The 19,845-nt window shown below is 69.8% G+C and carries 17 protein-coding genes; 11 read left to right on the top strand and 6 right to left on the bottom strand.

Annotated elements, in window-relative coordinates; genetic code table 11:
* Position 1: 1 nt before the first annotated feature.
* Positions 2 to 1,135, bottom strand: a complete 1,134-nt coding sequence (pstS, locus tag AQI95_RS09870; protein ID WP_067120509.1) for a phosphate ABC transporter substrate-binding protein PstS — start codon at positions 1,133 to 1,135, stop codon at positions 2 to 4.
* A gap of 353 nt (positions 1,136 to 1,488) precedes the next feature.
* On the opposite strand from pstS, the gene AQI95_RS09865 reads away from it, so the two are divergent.
* Positions 1,489 to 3,045, top strand: coding sequence for an FAD-binding oxidoreductase (locus AQI95_RS09865; RefSeq protein WP_067121494.1), 1,557 nt, complete (start codon positions 1,489 to 1,491; stop codon positions 3,043 to 3,045).
* A 40-nt stretch (positions 3,046 to 3,085) separates the two neighbouring features.
* On the opposite strand, the gene AQI95_RS09860 is transcribed toward AQI95_RS09865, so the two are convergent.
* The 4 genes from AQI95_RS09860 to AQI95_RS09845 all read right to left on the bottom strand — a co-directional run bounded on the left by AQI95_RS09860 (position 3,086) and on the right by AQI95_RS09845 (position 7,205).
* Positions 3,086 to 3,790, bottom strand: coding sequence for a phosphatase PAP2 family protein (locus AQI95_RS09860; RefSeq protein WP_067120507.1), 705 nt, complete (start codon positions 3,788 to 3,790; stop codon positions 3,086 to 3,088).
* 229 nt (positions 3,791 to 4,019) lie between these two features.
* Positions 4,020 to 5,027 (bottom strand): C40 family peptidase, encoded by a 1,008-nt coding sequence (locus tag AQI95_RS09855; RefSeq protein WP_279617000.1) that lies wholly within the window; start codon positions 5,025 to 5,027, stop codon positions 4,020 to 4,022.
* Positions 5,028 to 5,316: 289 nt separating this feature from the next.
* Positions 5,317 to 6,087 carry a trypsin-like serine peptidase gene (locus AQI95_RS09850; protein ID WP_067120505.1) on the bottom strand — a complete coding sequence of 257 codons (771 nt, stop codon included), beginning with the start codon at positions 6,085 to 6,087 and terminating at the stop codon, positions 5,317 to 5,319.
* Between the two features lie 221 nt (positions 6,088 to 6,308).
* Complete coding sequence (locus tag AQI95_RS09845) at positions 6,309 to 7,205, bottom strand: oxidoreductase (protein WP_208614119.1); 897 nt, start codon at positions 7,203 to 7,205, stop codon at positions 6,309 to 6,311.
* A gap of 99 nt (positions 7,206 to 7,304) precedes the next feature.
* Here AQI95_RS09845 and AQI95_RS09840 point away from each other — a divergent pair, with 99 nt between their 5' ends.
* The 9 genes from AQI95_RS09840 (at position 7,305) to AQI95_RS09800 (ending at position 18,678) form a co-directional block, all read left to right on the top strand.
* Positions 7,305 to 7,919: a TetR/AcrR family transcriptional regulator gene (locus tag AQI95_RS09840; protein WP_067121492.1), complete on the top strand. Its 615-nt coding sequence runs from the start codon at positions 7,305 to 7,307 to the stop codon at positions 7,917 to 7,919.
* A gap of 278 nt (positions 7,920 to 8,197) precedes the next feature.
* On the top strand, positions 8,198 to 9,565 hold the full coding sequence (locus tag AQI95_RS09835) for a S53 family peptidase (RefSeq protein WP_067120501.1): 1,368 nt from the start codon (positions 8,198 to 8,200) through the stop codon (positions 9,563 to 9,565).
* 314 nt (positions 9,566 to 9,879) lie between these two features.
* On the top strand, positions 9,880 to 11,169 hold the full coding sequence (locus tag AQI95_RS09830) for a S53 family peptidase (protein WP_067120499.1): 1,290 nt from the start codon (positions 9,880 to 9,882) through the stop codon (positions 11,167 to 11,169).
* 361 nt (positions 11,170 to 11,530) lie between these two features.
* A complete protein-coding gene (locus AQI95_RS09825) occupies positions 11,531 to 11,839 on the top strand; it encodes a hypothetical protein (protein WP_014673544.1) in 309 nt (102 codons plus the stop codon).
* 130 nt (positions 11,840 to 11,969) lie between these two features.
* Positions 11,970 to 12,803, top strand: coding sequence for a DUF8175 domain-containg protein (locus AQI95_RS09820; protein ID WP_067120497.1), 834 nt, complete (start codon positions 11,970 to 11,972; stop codon positions 12,801 to 12,803).
* Positions 12,793 to 14,139, top strand: a complete 1,347-nt coding sequence (locus AQI95_RS09815) for a hypothetical protein (RefSeq protein ID WP_067120495.1) — start codon at positions 12,793 to 12,795, stop codon at positions 14,137 to 14,139. The genes AQI95_RS09820 and AQI95_RS09815 overlap by 11 nt, the downstream gene beginning before the upstream one ends.
* Positions 14,136 to 15,695: an SCO6880 family protein gene (locus tag AQI95_RS09810; protein WP_067120493.1), complete on the top strand. Its 1,560-nt coding sequence runs from the start codon at positions 14,136 to 14,138 to the stop codon at positions 15,693 to 15,695. Before AQI95_RS09815 ends, AQI95_RS09810 begins: the two co-directional genes overlap by 4 nt.
* Positions 15,696 to 15,709: 14 nt before the next feature.
* Positions 15,710 to 17,122 (top strand): ATP-binding protein, encoded by a 1,413-nt coding sequence (locus tag AQI95_RS09805; protein WP_067120491.1) that lies wholly within the window; start codon positions 15,710 to 15,712, stop codon positions 17,120 to 17,122.
* Between the two features lie 23 nt (positions 17,123 to 17,145).
* A complete protein-coding gene (locus AQI95_RS09800) occupies positions 17,146 to 18,678 on the top strand; it encodes a type IV secretory system conjugative DNA transfer family protein (RefSeq protein ID WP_067120489.1) in 1,533 nt (510 codons plus the stop codon).
* Here AQI95_RS09800 and AQI95_RS09795 read toward each other — a convergent pair.
* Positions 18,675 to 19,241 (bottom strand): GNAT family N-acetyltransferase, encoded by a 567-nt coding sequence (locus AQI95_RS09795; protein WP_079071173.1) that lies wholly within the window; start codon positions 19,239 to 19,241, stop codon positions 18,675 to 18,677. The two genes, AQI95_RS09800 and AQI95_RS09795, sit on opposite strands and share 4 nt — an antisense overlap.
* Before the next feature lie 52 nt (positions 19,242 to 19,293).
* Between AQI95_RS09795 and AQI95_RS09790 the strand changes: the two genes are divergently transcribed.
* On the top strand, positions 19,294 to 19,845 hold the full coding sequence (locus tag AQI95_RS09790) for a cysteine hydrolase family protein (RefSeq protein ID WP_067120487.1): 552 nt from the start codon (positions 19,294 to 19,296) through the stop codon (positions 19,843 to 19,845).

Genomic DNA, 19,845 nt, shown 5'->3' with positions numbered 1-19,845 from the left:
GTCAGCTCAGGCCCGCGATGGTGGTGCGGACCTTGCTGATGATCTCGTCGGGCATCGGCGCGTAGCTGATGCCGCTCAGGATCTTCTGGCCGTCTTCGGAGGCCATGTAGTTGAGGAAGGACTTGACGGTGGGCAGGGTGTCGGCCTTGTTGCCCTTGTCGCAGACGATCTCGTAGGTGACCAGGGTGATCGGGTAGGCGCCGTCAGCCTTGGTGTTGTAGTCCAGCTTCAGCGACAGGTCCTTGCCGGTGCCGACGACCTTGGCGGCGGCGATGGCCTTGGTGGCGCTGTCGGTGCTCGGGGCGACCGGCTTGGAGGCACCGGTGTTGATGCTCACGGCCTTGACGCCGTCACCGACGTAGGACAGCTCGAAGTAGCCGATGGCACCGTTGGTCTGCTTGACCTGCTGGGCCACACCGGAGGACTGGGCGGCGGACTGGCCACCGCTGGCCTGCCAGGTCTTGCCACCCGAGTACTTCCAGTTGTCGGGGGTGGCGGCCTTCAGGTACTTGGTGAAGTTGTCCGTGGTGCCGGAGTCGTCCGAGCGGTGGAAGGCCTGGATCTTCAGGTCGGGAAGCTTGACGCCCTTGTTGAGCGCGGCGATCGCCGGGTCGTTCCAGTTCTTGATCTTGCCGTCGAAGATCTTGGCAAGGGTCGGGGCGTCCAGGACCAGGTTGTCCACGCCGTTCACGTTGAAACCGATGGCGATCGGACCGCCGACCATCGGAAGGTCGATGCCCTGGCCGCCCTTGCAGACGCTCTTGGAGGCGGTGACCTCCTCCGGCTTCAGCGCGGAGTCGGAACCGGCCCACGGGATCTGGCCCTGCGTGAACGAGGTCACACCGGCACCGGAACCGCCGGCCTTGTAGTTGATCTGCACGCCACAGGCCTGGGAGAAGTTCTTGACCCAGGCGTCGATCGCGTTCTTCTGCGCGGAAGAGCCGTCCGACAGCAGCTGACCCTTGGCGCTGTCGCACTTGATCGAGGAGGCGTTGGCGGAGCCGGACGGGGCGCCCGACGCCTTGGAACCGCTGCCGTTGTCGTCGGAGCCGCACGCCGTCAGGGCCAGGGCGCCGGAGACGGCGATCGCACCGAGCGAAAGGGCGCGCAGCCGGTTCTTGCGCTGAAGCTTCACTTTCGGGAGTTCCTTCCAGGAGCCGCCGCTGACGGCGGCGTGCGAAGTATCGAGGGTTTCGTGAGCGCATATGTGGCCGCGCTCCGCACCTTGCACGGCCGAAATTAGGCAGAAGAGGTGAAGCCGCCGATGGCCAGAAGTTAACGAAAGGTGAACCCCTGCCGTCGGCCCGGTAAGGTCACGGAATGCTTACGGGGAGAGCACATGGAGGTTCCGACGACTGGGTTACACAGACACGTCTTCGACGTTCGCCTACCTGTGTGCGAACCGGGCGAACCAATGTGCCCCTCACCGTCATCTCACCCCAGGAAAGGCCAAGGGGGCCTGGGGAGAGGTGACAGACGACGATGGGCATGGAACGACGTACGTTCATCGCGGGCGGCACGGCGGCATTGGCCGCGACTGCACTGACCGGCTGCAGCACGGGCTCGGGCAGGTCCACAATGTCGGCCGCCACGGGCTCATCGTCCCTCACGTCCCTCAAGACCACCAGCGCGAACGCCGCCGTGAACTGGGCGGGCCTCGCCCATGACCTGGACGGCACCCTGGTCAGGCCCGGCGACGCGGCCTGGACGACGGCCCACCAGCTGTACAACACCCGCTTCGACGGCCTGAAGCCCGCCGCCGTGGCCTACGCGGCGCACGCCGACGACATCCGCACGACCCTCGCCTACGCCCACGCCCACGACATCCGGGTCTCCATACGCAACGGCGGCCACTCCTACGCGGGCTACTCCTCCGGCGACAACCGCCTGATCCTCGACGTCTCCCGGCTGAACCGGATACGGGTCAGCGGCGGGCAGGCAGTGGTCGGCGCCGGCTCCAAGCTGATCGACGTCTACCGGGCGCTGGCCGCGAAGGGCGTGACCATACCCGCCGGCTCCTGCCCCACCGTCGGCGTCTCCGGCCTGGTGCTCGGCGGCGGCCATGGCGTCGCCTCCCGCGCCTACGGCCTGACCTGCGACAGCCTCACCCAGGCGACCATGATCACGGCGGACGGCACCCAGGTCACCGCGAACGCCACCTCCCACTCCGACCTCTTCTGGGCGCTGCGCGGCGCGGGCAACGGCAACTTCGGCGTCGTCACCGAGCTGCAGTTCAAGACCCACCCCGCGCCGCAGGCGGTGACGGCGTACCTGACGTGGCCGTGGGCGAAGGCGGCCGCGGTGCTGAAGGCCTGGCAGGAGTGGGGCCCGAGCCAGCCGGACGAGATCTGGTCCTCCCTCCATCTGGCCTGCACGCCCGGTGGCACCCCCAGCATCTCCGTGGCCTGCTTCTCCCTCGGCACCTACGGCGAGCTGCAGAACGCCGTGGACCGCCTGGCCCACGCCGCCGGCGCGGGCGCCTCCTCCGTCACCCTGCGCCGCCGGGGCTACGAGGAGGCGATGGAGATCTACGCCGGCTGCTCCTCCCTCTCCTCCGACGCCCAGTGCCACCTTCCGGGCTCCACCCCCGGCCGCTCCCCGCAGGGCCGCCTGGGCCGGGAGACGTACGCGGCCCGCTCCGACTTCTTCGACCGCTCGCTGTCGGCGGCCGGCATCCAGACGGTGCTGCGGCAGATCACCTCGGTGCGCGGCGGCGCGGGCAGCATCGCGTTCACGGCCCTGGGCGGCGCGGTCAACCGCGTCTCGCCCACGGCCACGGCCTTCGTCCACCGCCGCTCGCGGATGCTGGCCCAGTACATAGCGTCCTGGGGCGCGGGGGCCTCCGGCGGATCGGCCCAGTCCTGGCTGACGTCGGCACACGACGCGATGAAGCCGTACGCCTCCGGCGCGGCGTACCAGAACTACACCGACCCGACGCTGAAGAACTGGCGGTCGGCGTACTACGGCGACGCGGCGTCCCGTCTCGGCAAGGTGAAGAAGCAGTACGACCCGCAGAGGTTCTTCTCGTACGCGCAGGGGTTGTAGGACGCGGCGGGGGGGGCGGCGCGGCGGAGTCCCGACCGGGCTACGCCGCCAGGTCCCGCTCCTTCGACTCCACCGGCGTACGGGCGCCGGGGAGCACCGCTTCCTCGCTCGCCCCGCCGGCCGACCGCCGGCGTACGAGCCACCCCGCCCGAGGAGACCGCTCCACCGCCCTGATGAGGGGCGTGAGCAGGGCCATGGCCGGCGGGGACAGCAGCAGCGCCACGGCCGTACCGAGCGCGAAACCGCCGACGACGTCCGTCGGATAGTGCACGCCCATGTAGACCCGGCAGAACCCCTCCAGCAGGGCGAGCCCTATGCCGGCGATGCCGAAGCGGCGGTTGGCGACGAACAGCCCCACACCGAGCGCCATGGTGATGGTCGCGTGGTCGCTGACGAAGGAGAAGTCGGTCTTGCCGGAGACGAGGACGTCCAGCCCCTGGTGATCGACGAAGGGGCGGGGGCGTTCCACGAAGCCCCGGATCGGAACGTTGATCAGTACGGCGATGCCGGCCGCGAGCGGCGCCCACACCAGCGCGGCGACGGAGGACGCGGCGTCCTCGCCGCCCCGGCGCCGCACGGACCACCAGCACCACAGCACCAACAGGACCATGGCGAGCAGCAGTCCGTACTCACCGACGAACTCCATGACGCGGTCGAACCAGTGCGGGGCGTCCTTGGCCAGGCCGTTGAGGTCGTAGAGCAGTTCGACGTCGGGGTTCGATCCGGATTCGGCGAGTACAGCCATGGTGCTGTGGCCCCTTCGTCGTCTACCGGACGCACCTCGTGTGCGCCGCTCCTACCCCCGTGGTTCGTAGATCCGCATCCGCTGCACTGCCCGCACTGACGTCCGCTCGGCTACGTCAACAGGAACGCACGACTCCCATCAATACGTTCCACTCTCCACTGAAAGATCACGCAGACGTTATCGAAGAGAGACTCATCATCGCAGCTCAGGGGGTGGGTTCACGCTCGGTTCACACCGAAGTGGGGAGCGCTTTCGCGCCATCGGCGGTGACCCGGGTGGCACCGAAGTAGTCGGCGGAGTCGATGGGGTCGAACCGGATGACGGCCCCGGTGCGCGGCGCGTCGATCATGTACCCGCCGCCCACGTAGATGCCCACGTGGTGGATGGCCCGCGAGTCGCCGAGGTCGGTGGAGAAGAACACCAGATCACCGGGCAGGAGCTGATCCCGCGAGGGATGCGGCCCGGCGTTGTACTGGTCGTTGGCCACACGCGGCAGACTGATCCCGACTTTGGCGTACGCGGCCTGGGTCAGCCCCGAGCAGTCGAACCGCCCACCCTGCTCGGCCGTACCCTCGCCACCCCACAGATAGGGCGTACCGAGCTTGCTCTGCGCGAAGCCGATGGCGCCGGCGGCCTGTTGAGTGGGCTCGAGCCGGCTGGCGGGCGCGGCGAAGCTCTGCGCGAGGCTCTGGATCCGCTTGACGTAGTTCTGCGTCTCGCTTATCCCCGGGACCCCGCCGGCCCTTATGACGCGGTAGGCACCGGCGTTGTACGCGGCGAGCATGTTGTCGGAGACGTCACCGGGGACGTCCTTCACGTACTTCGCCAGCTCGCAGTCGTACGAAGCGGCCGACGGAATGGCGTCGGCCGGATCCCAGATGTCCCGCTTGCCGTCCCCGTTGCCGTCGATGCCGTGCGTGGCCCAGGTGCTGGGGATGAACTGGGCGATGCCGCGTGCGTCGGCCGGACTGACGACGGTCGGGTTCCAGCCACTCTCCTGGTACAGCTGGGCGGCGAGCAGGGCCGGGGTGAGCGCCGGGCAGAGGTTGCCCCACTTCTGCACGAGCGTCTTGTAGGCGGCGGGCACGGCCCCCTTCGCCAGCCCCCGGCCTCCCGAGGTGACGTCGTTGAGGAGGTTCCCCGCGACGACGTACACCCCGACGACGAGCAGCATGACGAAGCTCAGTCCGGCCCCCACGAGGGCACCACCGACGACCCACGCCTTACGCACCGTCAACCGCCCCTCGCCATCGGCCAGTCCACCCGCAGCAGTCTAAGAGCGGACCGGCCCCGGCACGAGAACGTCTGCCGGCCCCGAAGTCGTATTTCCGTGCCGCGGCACGGCTCCCCGCCCACGCCCGCTCCCTGACGGAGGATCAGCCGGGGCCCACCCGCCGCGCCTCAGGGACGCGGCGTCCCATCACAGGGACGCGGCGTCTCACCTCAGGGATGCGCCCATCGGGCCTCAAGGATTCGCCGGCACGCCTCGACGGTTGCCCGGCACGCCTCTGGGCCCCCGGCACGCCTCAGGAGCCGGCCGTCGCGTCCTTGTACAGCTCCGCCGCCCCGCCGCCCAACGCCACGCTGTACGACACGTCGTCGGTCGAGCCGCCCTCGTCATGGCCGCCGAGAACGCCGACGACCTGTTCGTCGCCGTTGATCCAGGGGCTGCCGCTGGTGCCGCTGGCGAAGGAGGGGCAGTCGATGCGCTGCTGGGTGCTGCTGTGCGCGACCGGCTTGTTGGTGCAGCTGATGGGGGCCTCGCGGGAGTCGGGGTAGCCGACGACGGTCACGGCGGTGGCACCGGTGGCCGTACCGGTCGTGAACCGGTTGGCGCCCACCACTTCCTCGATCCGCCTGCCACCGAGGGCGTCGACCGTGGCGAAGGCCAGATCGCTGTCCTCGTCCTGGTCCTTGGCCCACCCGTCGGGCAGATAGCGCTGCCCCACCTTCCACACCCCGTACGGCGCGTGCCCGTCCCGGTAGCCCGGCACGAAGAGCAGCTTGTCGTCGGCGTCGCTCACACAGTGCGCGGCGGTGGCGATGAGGTCGCCCCGGGGGCTGTGCACGACCGAGGCCGTGCAGTAGTGACCGCCGGTCGGCTTGCCTGCCCGGTCCGCGTAGAAGAGCGCGCCGACCCGCACCGTCTGCCGTGTCGCAGCGGCGTCGGCGGTGACCCCCAAGGGGCCCGGCCCGTCATCGGCGGCCGCCACGGACGCCGAGGTCACGGCGAGCATCACCACGACGCCCAGCATCGCAGGACGCGAGGTGACCATGATGCGTGAGATGCGCTCCATCAGTCTTCACTCTGTCCCACCAAGGTGAGAAACCCGCTCCGACTTAGCTGAGATTTTCCTGTGAAACCTCCCTACGGGCCTCTGACTCGACCAACTGCAGCACGGCGCCGGGCGACCTCCTACCGCGCCACCGCTTCACCACCTTCGCCCCCCTTCACTCCCCATCACTCCCCATCACGCTGTGACCATGCACGATGACGTGACGTGACAGCCCCGAGCGGTCAGGCGACCGGCTCCAGCCCCCACTTCACCCCGGTCATCTCCTCCGACAGCGTCCACAGGCGCCGCGCCGCCTCCGGGTCGCTCGCCGCCGCGCTGCGGCCGACCAGCGTGGGCGCGCCGCGCATCTCGGCGAGGCCGGCGGGGCCGACGTAGGACGCCCCGGGCAGGTCCTGGCTCGCGGCGTAGAGGGTGGGCAGGGCGCCCGCCCTGTCGCTCTGCGCGAAGACCTTGTTGCCGACCGCCATGAACGCCCTGGCCAGGGGGTTCGCATGGTGGCTCTGGAGGTTGGTGGCCGCGTAGCCGGGGTGCGCGGCGAGGGCGCGGACGGGCGATCCGGCCTCGGTGAGGCGGCGCTGCAGCTCCAGGGTGAAGAGGAGGTTGGCCAGCTTGGACTGGGCGTAGGCGCGGGTCGGGTTGTAGCGGCCGCGCAGGTTCACGTCCCCGAAGTGGATCACCCCGTCACCCGCGCGATGGAGGCCGGAGGCGACCGTCACCACCCGGTCGGTGATCCGCGGCAGCAGCAGGTTGGTCAGCGTGAAGTGCCCGAGGTGGTTCGTGCCGAACTGCATCTCGAAGCCCTGTTCGGTGCGCCGCTCCGGCAGCATCATCACGCCCGCGTTGTTGATGAGCAGGTCCAGCGGGCGGTCCCAGCCGTCCGCGAACTCCCGTACCGAGTCCAGGTCGGCCAGGTCCAGACGGCGCACCTCGGTGCTGCCGCCCACCGTCGCCGCGGCGGCGCCGCCCCGCGCGAGGTCCCGTACGGCGAACACCACATGCGCTCCGGCCCTGGCCAGTTCCTGCGCGGTGACGAGGCCGAGGCCGCTGTTGGCGCCGGTGATCACGGCCGTACGGCCGGTCAGGTCGGGCAGATGGGTCGCGTTCCACTTGTCAGTCATGGCATTCAATGTAGGCATCGACAACAATGATGTCAATGACAACAATGGCGGCGTCGACAACTATATAGACAGCGTCAACATCGAGATACGATGGTCCGCATGTCGCGCATGTCCCCCCCGTCACCGAGCCGCCCCTACCACCACGGAGACCTGCGCGCCGCCCTGCTCAAGAGCGCCGAACGCACCCTGCGCGAGAAGGGGGTCGGCGCGCTCTCGCTGCGCGAGCTGGCCCGGGACATCGGTGTGAGCCACGCGGCCCCCGGCCGGCACTTCAAGGACAAGCAGGCCCTGATAGACGCGCTCGCGCTGGACGGATACGAGCGCCTGAACCAGGCCCTGGCCGCCGCGACCGAACCTGCGGACCAGTCCTTCGAGGAGCGGATGGCAGCGCTCGCACGGGCCTACCTCGGCTTCGCCGTCGACAACCCCGAGCTGCTGGAGCTGATGTTCGCCCGCAAGCACGACCCCGACAGCTCCGTCCCGCTCGCCGCGGCCGTCGACCAGTCCTTCGGCTCCCTGACCCGGTTGGTCGCGGACGCCCAGGAGCAGGGCGAGATCGTCGCGGGCGACCCCGAGCGGATCACGATGGTCGCCGCCGCCAGCCTGCACGGCCTCGCCGCCCTCATCGCCAGCTGCGCGCTGGACGCCGAGGAGGCCCTGAGCGGCCTGGACGGACACGTCCATCTGCTGCTGCACGGCCTCCGGCCGCGGTAACACGCCGCGGGCACAGATCAGTTACGCGCGTAGCCGCACCCTGCGGCCGTGCCGTGCGCAGGGTCAAGCCATGCCCAGCGCAGAGCCAGCGCACAGTTATTGATCAGTAAGTTCCCCACCTTCTTGAGTAACGCGGAAGTCAGAATTCCGAAAGCCCCTTGTTGTCGCGTACTCAACAAGCGAGGGTCGGACCCGGGCCGCCGCCCCCACCGGTCACCCCACCGGTGGTCCCCCGCACCCGCAGGCCTCTGTCCACCCCACTTCCAGGAGGCTGTACCTTGCGTACGACCACCCACAACTCCCCCCACATACGCGGCAGACGGTCCCGGATCGGCTCAGCCGCCGTCGGCGCCGCCGCACTCGTCGTCGCCGGACTCGGCACCGCCGCCCACGCCAGCGCGGACACCGCCGCCACGAGCCACAAGGTGAGCGCCAAGGCCGTCGCCGCCCAGGTCGCCAAGGCCCATGTGCGCTACGAGAAGGCATGCGACGCCACCCCGAAGAAGGGCTACGCCGCCTGCGACGCCCTGCGCGTCACCGGCGGCACCACCGCCTTCATGGAGAAGCAGGCCGCGCTCAAGGGCGTCGCGCCGAAGACCGTCGAGCCGAAGGCCGCCGCCGACTCCCCGACCGGCTACGGCCCGAGCGACATCCAGTCCGCCTACGGCCTGGCCGACGCCGCCTCCTCGAACGGCTCGGGCGAGACCGTCGCCATCGTCGACGCCTACGACGACCCGAACGCCGAGGCCGACCTCGCGACCTACCGGTCGCAGTACGGCCTGCCGGACTGCACCTCCGACAACGGCTGCTTCCAGAAGGTCGGCCAGACCGGCTCCACGACCTCCCTCCCCTCCGCCGACAGCGGCTGGGCCGGTGAGATCTCCCTCGACCTCGACATGGTCAGCGCGACCTGCCCGAACTGCAACATCCTGCTGGTCGAGGCGAAGTCGGCGTCCGACGCCAACCTGGGCACCGCGGTGAACGAGGCCGTCAAGCTCGGCGCCAAGTTCGTCTCCAACAGCTACGGCGGCTCGGAGTCCTCCTCCGACACGTCGTACGACTCCAAGTACTACAACCACCCGGGCGTGGCCATCACCGCCAGCGCGGGCGATGAGGCCTACGGCGCCGAGTACCCGGCCGCCTCGAAGTACGTGACCGCCGTCGGCGGCACCGCCCTGAAGACCTCCTCGGACAGCCGCGGCTGGACCGAGAGCGTCTGGAAGACCTCCAGCACCGAGGGCACCGGCTCCGGCTGCTCCGCCTACGACGCCAAGCCGACCTGGCAGACCGACACCGGCTGCGCCAAGCGCATGATCGCCGACGTCTCGGCGGTCGCCGACCCGGCCACCGGCGTCTCCGTCTACGACACCTACGGCTCCGACGGCACCGGCTGGAACACCTACGGCGGCACCAGCGCCTCCTCGCCGATCATCGCTTCGGTCTACGCCCTCGCCGGCACCCCCGGCAGCAGCGACTACCCGGCCCAGTACCCGTACGGCGCGGCCGGCACCTCCGCCCTGAACGACGTCACCAGCGGCAACAACGGCACCTGCTCGACGTCGTACTTCTGCACCGCGGGCTCCGGCTACGACGGTCCGACCGGCTGGGGCACCCCGCAGGGCACGAGCGCCTTCGGCGCGAGCTGAGCCCACGAGCAGCGGATGACCACCCCGTCGGGTCACGGGGCGCCGCCCGAGTGAGGGGGACGTGGGGTCCCCTCGGCGGCACGGAAAGGGAAGCGGGTCACGGCAGCCGGCCGCGGCCCGCTCTCCCTGTCCAACTCCCGTGCACCGCCTGTGAGTCGCGTCAAGCGGACGGAATGCTTCGGTAAGGCGGACGCCAGGATTCCAGAGCCCCCCTGGTTGTCACGTACTCAACAAGTCACAGTCTTCGTCGTACCGCCGCACGCACCCGCACAGCCCTGTTCCCACCCCCCACCCGGAAACCAGGAGCTGCTCACATGCGTACGACTCCCACACGCCGGCGCCGCCTCGGCACCACCTTCGCGGCCACCGCCGCACTCGCCTTCGCCGGATTCGGCGCCGCGGCCCACGCCGACGCGGCGGCGCCCTCCTCCGCCCGGACGACCTGGACCGCGACCCCCTGCGCCATCCCCAAGCACAAGGGCGAACTCGCCTGCGACTCCTTCCGGGTGACGGGCGGCCTCACCGCGTTCCAGAAGCAGCGGGCCGCGAGAACCGGCGTCACCCCGAAGGCCGCCGACGCCGCCACCCCCTCCGGCTACGGCCCCTCCGACCTCCGGTCGGCCTACGGCCTGACCTCCGCCGCATCCGCCAAGGGCGCCGGCGAGACCATCGCCATCGTCGACGCCTACGACGACCCGAACGCGGCGGCCGACCTCGCGCAGTACCGCTCGTACTACGGCCTGCCCGCCTGCACCACGTCCAACGGCTGCTTCAAGAAGGTCGGCCAGACCGGCTCCACCACCTCCCTGCCCTCCGCCGACAGCGGCTGGGCCGAGGAGGAGTCCCTCGACCTCGACATGGCCTCCGCGATCTGCCCGAACTGCAGCATCCTGCTCGTCGAGGCCAAGTCCGCGACGATGGCCAACCTCGGCACCGCGGTCAACGAGGCGGCGACGCTGGGCGCGAAGTACATCTCCAACAGCTACGGCGGCTCGGAGTCCTCGTCGGACACCTCGTACGACTCCTCCTACTTCAACCACCCGGGCGTGGCCATCACCGTCTCCGCCGGTGACGGGGGCTACGGAGCCGAGTACCCGGCCGCCTCGAAGTACGTGACCGCCGTCGGCGGCACCGCCCTGTCCACGTCCTCCACCACGACCCGCGGCTGGACCGAGACGGTCTGGAAGACCAGCAGCACCGAGGGAACCGGCTCGGGCTGCTCGGCGTACGACGCCAAACCGACCTGGCAGACCGACACCGGCTGCTCCAGGCGCACCGTCTCGGACGTGGCCGCGGTGGCCGACCCGGCGACCGGCGTCTCCGTCTACGACTCCTACGGAGTGACGGCCGGCTGGTACACCTTCGGCGGCACCAGCGCCAGCTCGCCCATCATCGCCGGCGTCTACGCCCTCGCCGGCACCCCGTCAAGCGGCAGCTACCCGGCCAAGTTCCCCTACACCGCGGCCGGCACCTCCGCCCTGAACGACGTCACCAGCGGCAACAACGGCACCTGCGCCACCAGCTACCTGTGCACCGCCCGGTCGGGCTACGACGGCCCGACCGGCTGGGGCACCCCGCAGGGCACGTCGGCCTTCACCGGCTGACCGCACCCGCTGCTCCGCACGTCAAGGGCCCTGGCGGGCCGTACCGCCGGGGCCCTTGGCCATTTCGCGTACCCCGCCCATGAGAACATCGTCTCGAAGCCTCACCCGACCGGCCGTCAGAAACCGTGCCAGGTCGTGAAGGTGAACAACGACAGAACCACACGACAGGTTCCGGTCGGACCTCGTTGCCCGGCGTGACCTGCCGTGATACATAGAGTGACCGTGCGAGCCATTCGTACGAAACCCGCCAGTCAATGACGTCAAGTCGACATACGTCGGCGGCGTTGTCGGCGACAATGAGGCCTGACCTCTGCACACCGCAGGGGCCGGACGGAACTACCCACCAGGGGCGGTGACTTACATGCTCTTTGCGGCCGACAAGGGAGACATCAACACCATCATCGGCGGGATCGCTCCGGACTGGGGCCCCTTCGGCAGCCTGGGCAACGAGGCGAAGGTGATGATCGAGGTGGTGATGGCGGTGGCCATCCTCCTCTGCCTCGGCATCGCGGTATGGGGCGCGGCCAAACAGCGCATCGGCGCCACGGCCCTGCGCGACACCTTCAGCGCGGAGCAGGGCAAGGGCCTCATCATCGCCGGCCTGACCGGAGTCTTCATCATCGGCTCCCTCGGCACCCTGTTCACCATCGTGTACGGCATGGCGGTCTAGCCCCACCTTCCCCTTCCGGCTGAGGTTGCGTCTCCCTGATGTCCCTGATGTCGAGTCACCACACCGCGCCCACGCGGGAACCAGCACGGCTACCGTCGTATGCCTACGAGGGTGAGGGAGCGCGCACATCATGAACCCCGGAGACGAACAGGCCTACAGCGACTACGGCGGCGACACGGGCCACACCCGCACCCGCCTCCCCGAGGGCGACCCCTACGGCGGCGCACCCCGCCGCGGCCCCCGCCGCTCCTCCTCCCGCGGCCTGGTCACCGTGGTCGGCGTGGTGGTCCTCCTCATCGCGGCCATCGCATTCGCCAACAGAGGCGACCACTCCTCCACCACCGACTCGACCTCGAAGAACGACAAGCCGGCCGCTGCTCCCACAGCAGCCAGCGGCACACGGCCCGTGGACACCAAGTCCGCCGGAGTACCTGCCGGATTCGCCCACACGGAGCAAGGAGTGCAGTCGGCGGCCTCGAACTATGCCGTGGCGCTGGGATCCACAGGCATGTTCAAGAAGGACAGCCGCGACAACCTCCTGCACCTCCTCTACACCTCCGCGGCGGTGACCCGCCTCCAGGGCGCGATGGACCAGGCCTACTCAACCGACTTCCTCGCGAAGATGGGCCTCGACGCTGCAGGCAACGCGCCCAAGGGCAGTACGTTCGTCTCCCGGGTGGTGCCGGTGGGCACGACGGTGCAGAGCTACACAGACGCAGACGCCAAGGTGGCGGTGTGGTACGTGGGGCTCATCGGCATGGCCGACAGCGCCTCGACCGACCCGGTCACCTCGTCCTGGAAGACATGGACGTTCGATCTGCAGTGGTCCGACGGCGACTGGAAGATTGCCTCCGACACACAGCAGAACGGCCCCGCACCGGTACCCGGCGACGACAAGGCCGCCACCTCCGACGAGATCAGCAAGGCCATCGAAGAGTACGGAGGGTTCACGTATGCCCGGTAGCCCGCGACGTGCGCTCAAGCTCGCCGGAGCAGTGACAGCCGTACAGACCACAGCCGTACTGCTGGCCACCCGCGCCTTCGCTGCGCCCTCGCCCACTCCCACCGGCAACCCGTCGCCCTCACCGTCGAAGAGCAGGTACAACTGCGACGTCATCTCCGGCGAGGCCAAGAAGTACTGCGAACGCGGCAACAGCTCTAGCGGATCCGGCGGTGCCAACGTCCCGGACAGCACCCTCGACCCGCTGTCCTCGCTGGCCAAGGGCTGCGCCGAGGCCGCCTCCTGGACCATCGACAAGCTCAGCAAGGCCGTGAAGGAGACCGCGAACGTCGACTTCACGAATCCGAAGTTCCTGCAGCAGTACGCCATCGTCTTCGCCGCGTCCACGATCCTCACGCTCCTGCTCTGGCTCCTGGCCGTGGCCAAGCGCGCCGTCCGCGGCGTACCGCTCACGACCGCCATCTCGGAAGCCGTCGGCTTCCTGTGGCTCACCGTGCTCGCCTCCGCCTTCACCCCGCTGATCCTGTACACCGTCGTCTCCGCGACGGACGGCGTGACCGACGTCCTCGCCCAGGCCACCGGCGACCAGGCGGACACGTTCTTCGGCACCTTCTCCGGCGCCCTCGGCAAAGGCACCGACATCGGCGGCGGCCCGATCATGCTGATCGTCGTCTCCCTGGTCAGCATCCTCGCCGCCGGCGTCCTCTGGCTGGAACTGGTCATCCGCGCCGCACTCCTCTACGTCGGCGCCCTCCTCGGCACCGTCGTCTACGCCGGCCTCGTCGACAAGAACCTCTGGGGCCACGTACGCCGCTGGGCGGGCATCATGATCGCGGTCATTCTCATCAAACCCGTCATCGTGATCGTCCTCGGACTCGCCGGCGCCCTCTCCTCCGGCAACGGCCCCGACGCCTTCTCCGCCGTCGTCTCCGGCCTCGCCATCATCCTGCTCGCCATCTTCGCCAGCGCGATGATCTACCGCTTCGTCCCCGGCTTCGGCGACGAGATCGCGGGCAGCAGAAACAACCGCATCATGCAGGGCGCCGAGAGCAAGGCCGCCGCCGTCATCAGCTCTCCCGCCACCCTCGTCGCCCAGGGCATCAAGACCCACAGCACCCGCGCCGACAGCAACGCGGGCGCCGGCGGACAGAGCAGCAGCGCACCCCGCCCGGCCAACCCCGCCTCCGGCGGCGTCGCCGCCCACAGCAGCCGTACCCCCGCCGGGGGCGGCGGAGCCGTCCCCTCCGCCACGCCCGCGCCCCGCGCGCCCAGCCCGGCCAACACCCCGCACGCAGGCAACACCCGCAACATCAACCGCACGGGAGGTGAAGGGCGTTGACGACCGAGTCCCACCTGTCCCATCCGATCACGCCCCGCCGTACGTATCTCATCGGCCGCGCCCGGCCGAACGCGATCGTCGGCCGGAACCGCGAGTCCGGCGAGATCGCGCTGATCATCGCCGGCGCGTTCCTCGGCATGATGTGCGGCCTCCTCGTCCCGGTCCTCTCCCTGCGGATCGTGCTGCTGACGGGCTTCCCGCTGATCGCGCTCGCCGCGGTCTACGTGCCGTACAAACGCCGCACCTTCTACAAGTGGTTCGAGATCAACCGCAGCTACAAGCGGGCCGTCAAGGGCGGCAACGCCGTCTACCGCTCCGGCGTCGTCGAGGCCGGCACCCGGATCGACGGACGGGAGGTCGAGATCGGCCCACCGCCCGGCATCGGGCGCATCGCCTGGCTCGCCGCCCCCTTCGGACCCGACGAGATCGCCGTACTGCTGCACGCCGACCGCAAGACCGTCACCGCCGCCATCGAGATCGAGGGTCCCGGCGTCGGCCTGCGCGACTCCGAGGACCAGGAGGCCCTGGTCGACCGGTTCGGCACCCTGCTGAAGCACGTCGCCAACGGCGACGGGTTCGTGACCCGGCTGCAGATGCTCGCCCGCACCCTGCCCGCCGACCCCGACGCACACGCCAAGGACGTCGCCCTGCGCGGCGACGACCGCTCCCTCGGCTGGCTCCAGCAGTCCTACGACCAGCTGCAGTCCATGGTGTCCACCAGCAGCGAGCAGCACCGCGCCTACCTCGTCGCCTGTATGCACTACAACCGCGAACTGGCCGCCGAAGCCCACGCCATGGCCCGCGCCATGCGCGCCCAGGGCGGCAAGGTCGACCGGGACGCCGGGCTCGCCGTCGTCATGGCCCGTGAGCTGACCGACATCTGCTCACGGCTGCAGGAAGCCGACATCCGGGTACGGCAGCCCCTCGGTCAGGGACGGCTGGCCTCCCTCATCCACTCCATGTACGACCCCGACCACCCCATCGACCACATCCAGGCGATGACCAAGCGCAACGCCTGGCCGGCCGAGCTGGACGCCATGGAGCCCACCTATCTGCAGGCCAAGACCCGGGAGTCGTACACCCGCGCGCCCTGGTGCCACGCCACCGCCTGGGTGAAGGAGTGGCCGATGACCCCCGTCGGCGTCAACTTCCTCGCACCGCTCCTCGTCCACACCCCGGACGTCATCCGAACGGTCGCCGTCACGATGGATCTCGAACCCACCGAGGTAGCCATCGAACGCATGCTGACCGAAAAGACCAACGACGAGGCCGAGGCCTCCCGCGCCGCCAAGATGAACCGCACCGTCGACCCGCGCGACATCGCCGCCCACAACCGCCTCGACCAGCGCGGTGAGGACCTCGCCAGCGGCGCGGCCGGCGTCAACCTCGTCGGCTACATCACCGTCTCCTCCCGCACCCCCGAGGCCCTCGCCCGCGACAAGCGCACGATAAGGGCCTCCGCCGGCAAGTCGTACCTCAAGCTGGAGTGGTGCGACCGAGAGCACCACCGCGCCTTCGTGAACACACTTCCCTTCGCCACCGGCATCCGACGGTAGGGGCTGATTCACCGATGCGGGATCCGCTGTCCGTCCTCACCGAAGCCTTCACCTCCTTCCTGTTCGGGAAGGTCGAGACGACCCGACTGCCGGTACGCACCTCCACGGGCCAGGCCCAGGCGGTCTACCTGCCCACCGCCGCGCCCGGCCTCGGCGACTCCGGCGTCATCATCGGCCGCGAGGTGTACTCCGGCAAGGGCTACATCTACGACCCCTTCCAGCTGTACGGCCAGCAACTCCCCGCCCCGCACTGGCTGGTCCTCGGCGAGTCCGGCAACGGCAAGTCGGCCCTGGAGAAGACGTACGTCCTGCGCCAGCTGCGCTTCAAGGACCGCCAGGTCGTCGTCCTGGACGCGCAGGGCGAGGACGGGGTCGGCGAATGGAACCTCATCGCCGAGGAGCTGGGGATAACACCCATCCGGCTCGACCCGACGGCCGCCCTGGACCACGGGATCCGTCTCAATCCGCTGGACCCGGCCATCACGACCACGGGCCAGCTGGCGCTGCTGCGCACGATCATCGAGGTCGCGATGGGACACGGCCTCGACGAACGCGCCGGCTTCGCCCTGAAGGTCGCCCACTCCTACGTCAACGAGTCGATCCTCGACCGCCAGCCCGTCCTCTCCGACATCGTCGAGCAGCTACGGCACCCCGAGCCGGAGTCCGCCGAGACGATGAACGTCGCCATAGACGACGTACGGGCCTGGGGCCTGGACGTCGCCCTGGTGCTGGACCGCCTCGTCGACGGTGACCTGCGCGGCATGTTCGACGGCCCGACCACGGTCGGCATCGACCTCGACGCCCCCCTGATCGTCTTCGACCTCTCCCACATCGACCGCAACTCCATCGCCATGCCCATCCTCATGGCGATCGTCGGCGTGTGGCTGGAGCACACCTGGATCCGCCCCGACCGGAAGAAGCGCATCTTCCTGGTCGAGGAGGCCTGGCACATCATCAACAGCCCTTTCGTGGCCCAGCTGTTCCAGCGCCTGCTCAAGTTCGGCCGCCGGCTCGGCCTGTCCTTCGTCGCGGTCGTCCACCACCTCTCCGACGTCGTCGACGGAGCCGCGGCCAAGGAGGCGGCGGCGATCCTGAAGATGGCCTCCACCCGCACCATCTACGCCCAGAAGGCGGACGAGGCACGGGGCACCGGCCGAGTGCTGGGTTTGCCGAGGTGGGCGGTGGAAATCATCCCGACGCTGACGCCCGGCATCGCCGTCTGGGACGTCAACGGCAACGTCCAGGTGGTCAAACACCTGGTCACCGAGACGGAACGCCCACTGGTCTTCACCGACCGCGCGATGACCGAGTCCTCCAGCGACCTCACGGCCGACGACGCCCTGCGCGCCGCCGAACTGGAGGCCGAGCAGCGGGCGGCGGCCTTCGTGGAACAGCACCTGGGCGACTCCGAATCCACGGTGGCGTAGCGGCACAGGCAGGGGAGGAACGGGTGAGACCGGACGCTCGCGAACGCCGCGAGGACCGCCGGGCGGGCCAGGGCGGCATCCCCGACGGCCTCCTGGTCGGCATACTCGCGTTCCTCATCGGCATGACCGTGCTGGTGTGGACGGCGACGGGCCTCGCGGCCCTGTTCGCCAAGGGCACCTGGCCCACGGCCGTCACCTTCACCCGCACCCCCCTGGCCATGCGCCATCTGATCGGCGCACCCCACGACATCGGCGGCGCCTGGCCGGACACCCCGTCGACCCAGCTGTCCGGCTGGGGCCTGTTCTGGGGCCTGTTCATCGGCCAGCTGATGGTCCTGCTCGTCCTGGCCGTCTTCGTGATGGGAACGGTGGCGCGCTGGCGAGCGGGAAGGGCCGCACGACGGGCGACGGCGGCCGCGAAGACCGCGCGGACGACGGCCGTCGAGGGAACCCCCCTGCCGACTGAGCCCGTCACGACCGCCGCTCCACCGATGGAACAGACCGAGCAGCGGTACGAGGTGCCCTTGCCGCGCACCGAGCCGGTGCCCGCGCTGGCGGTGCCCCTCAAGGAGACGGCACCGCCCGCAAGCCCCGCCGCACACCTCACGGCCGACGCCGAACGAGCGGGCGGGTGGGAAAGAATCCTCATCGCCCCCAGGGAGAGCCGCCGGACGACCGCGGCCCGGGCCGTACGCGACGCCGAAGGCCCCACCCTGGTCGTGACGTCCAACCCCGCCCTCTGGGACGAGACGAAGGACGCGAGAGCCAAACTCGGCCCCACCCTCCTCTACGACCCCACCCACCTCTGCGACACCCCGGCCCGCCTCCACTGGTCCCCCATCGCCGGCTGCGAGGACAAACAGACCTCACTGGACCGAGCCACGGCCCTTCTCGCCCCCGTACGCCCCACAGCCAAGCTCGACCAAGCGGTGGCGGACACGGCGACCACACTCCTGCGCAGCTACCTGCACGCCGCCGCCCTGGACAGCCGCACCGTCCGGCACGTCCACCGCTGGTCCCAGGGCACCCAGGTCCAGGACGCCGTACGCACCCTGCGCACCCACCCCAAGGCCGCCCCCGGCGCCGCCGGCGAACTCGAGGCCGCGCTCACCGGGCACCCCGACCGCCGGGACATCGCACAGGAGTTGACCAGCCGCGCCCTGTCCGCCCTGTCCACGGTCAACATCCGTGAAGCCTGCACACCAAACCGAACTGATGCGCTCGCCCTGGATTCCTTCGTCGCCGAAGGGGGCACGCTTTATGTGGTCGGTGAATCCATCGAGGACCCCAAGAGCAATCCCGGCGCGATGCCGCTGCTGACGGCCCTCGTCTCAAGCGTGGTCGAGCGCGGCCGGCGCATGGCCGAACGGTCATCCTCCGGTCGGCTCGACCCACCACTCACCCTGGTCCTGGACGACGTCGCGGCCGTCGCCCCGCTCCCCCAGCTCCCGGATCTGCTCACCGCGGGCACCGGCCAGGGCCTGCCGACCCTCGCCCTGCTCCGCTCCCGCGAACAGGCCCGCTCGCGCTGGCCGCACCGCGAACTGCCGGTCTAGGACGGCCACTCCAGGACGAACTCCAACTCGTCCTGCGACTCGTCCTTGAAGAACGGCACGACCACCCCGCTCGGCACGAACCCCGCCTTGCGGTACGCACCCTGGGCCCGCTCGTTCTCCTCGTGCACCAGCAGCCGTACCCGCTGCGCGCCCCGCTCCCGCGCCCAGGCCACACCGACGTCGAACAGCTCCTTGATCAGCCCGTTCCCACGGTGCTCGGGCCGGACGTACACCCCGACGACATGCCCCTGCCGGCGCTCGATGACATGGCCCGCCCAGTCCTTCGTCCCGGGCTCCTCGACAAGGACGGTGACCGAGCCGACCCAGCTTCCGTCGGGCGCCTCGGCGATGAACTGCCGCGCCGCAGTGGCCCCCTCACCCGACCCCACGGCTCTGTCCTGCCAGAACGCGTCGGCCTTGGCCGCGGCGTCCTCGTAGTCCTCCAGGAAGGCGAGGGGCGCGGCCGGATCCCGCAGCGCCTCCAGCCGCAGTTGCCTCACTCGGTGCCAGTCGTCCGGTCGTATGGCGCGGATGACATAGTCACCGCCGGTCGGGAAGTCCATGGGGTCACCGTAGTGCCGACCGTTCCCAGCGGCATCCCATATTGTGGACGCCATGACAACTCTGCCACAACGACCGAATACCGCTGTACTGGTCATCGACGTACAGAACGGCGTGGTCGTACCGGGATCGCCGTATCGCGAGACCGTCATCGCCAACATCGACACCCTGATCGGCAAGGCCCGCGCGGGGAACGTGCCGGTGGTCTGGATCCAGCACCAGGACGAGGAACTGCTGCCCGGCACCGAGGACTGGGAGTACGTCCCGGAACTGCGGCGACTCGACACCGAGCCCCTCGTCGCCAAGAGCTACCGGGACTCCTTCGAAGCCACCGAGCTGGAGTCCGTGCTGGCAGAGCGCGGGGTGGGCCGGCTCGTCGTGACGGGCGCCCAGACCGATTTCTGTGTGCGTTCGACCCTGCACGGCGCCCTGGCGCGAGGCTACGACGCGACGCTGGTGGCCGACGCCCACACCACACAGGACCTCACCGCGCACGGTGCACCCGCCCCGGAGCAGGTCATCGCCCACACGAACCTCTACTGGAGCGGCCAGCACGCACCCGGCCGCCGGGGCGGGACGATGAACACGGCGGACATCACCTTCTGA

Source organism: Streptomyces yokosukanensis, assembly GCF_001514035.1.
In the GTDB taxonomy this organism is placed as follows: domain Bacteria; phylum Actinomycetota; class Actinomycetes; order Streptomycetales; family Streptomycetaceae; genus Streptomyces; species Streptomyces yokosukanensis.
This window is presented reverse-complemented; position numbering and strand designations above follow the sequence as displayed.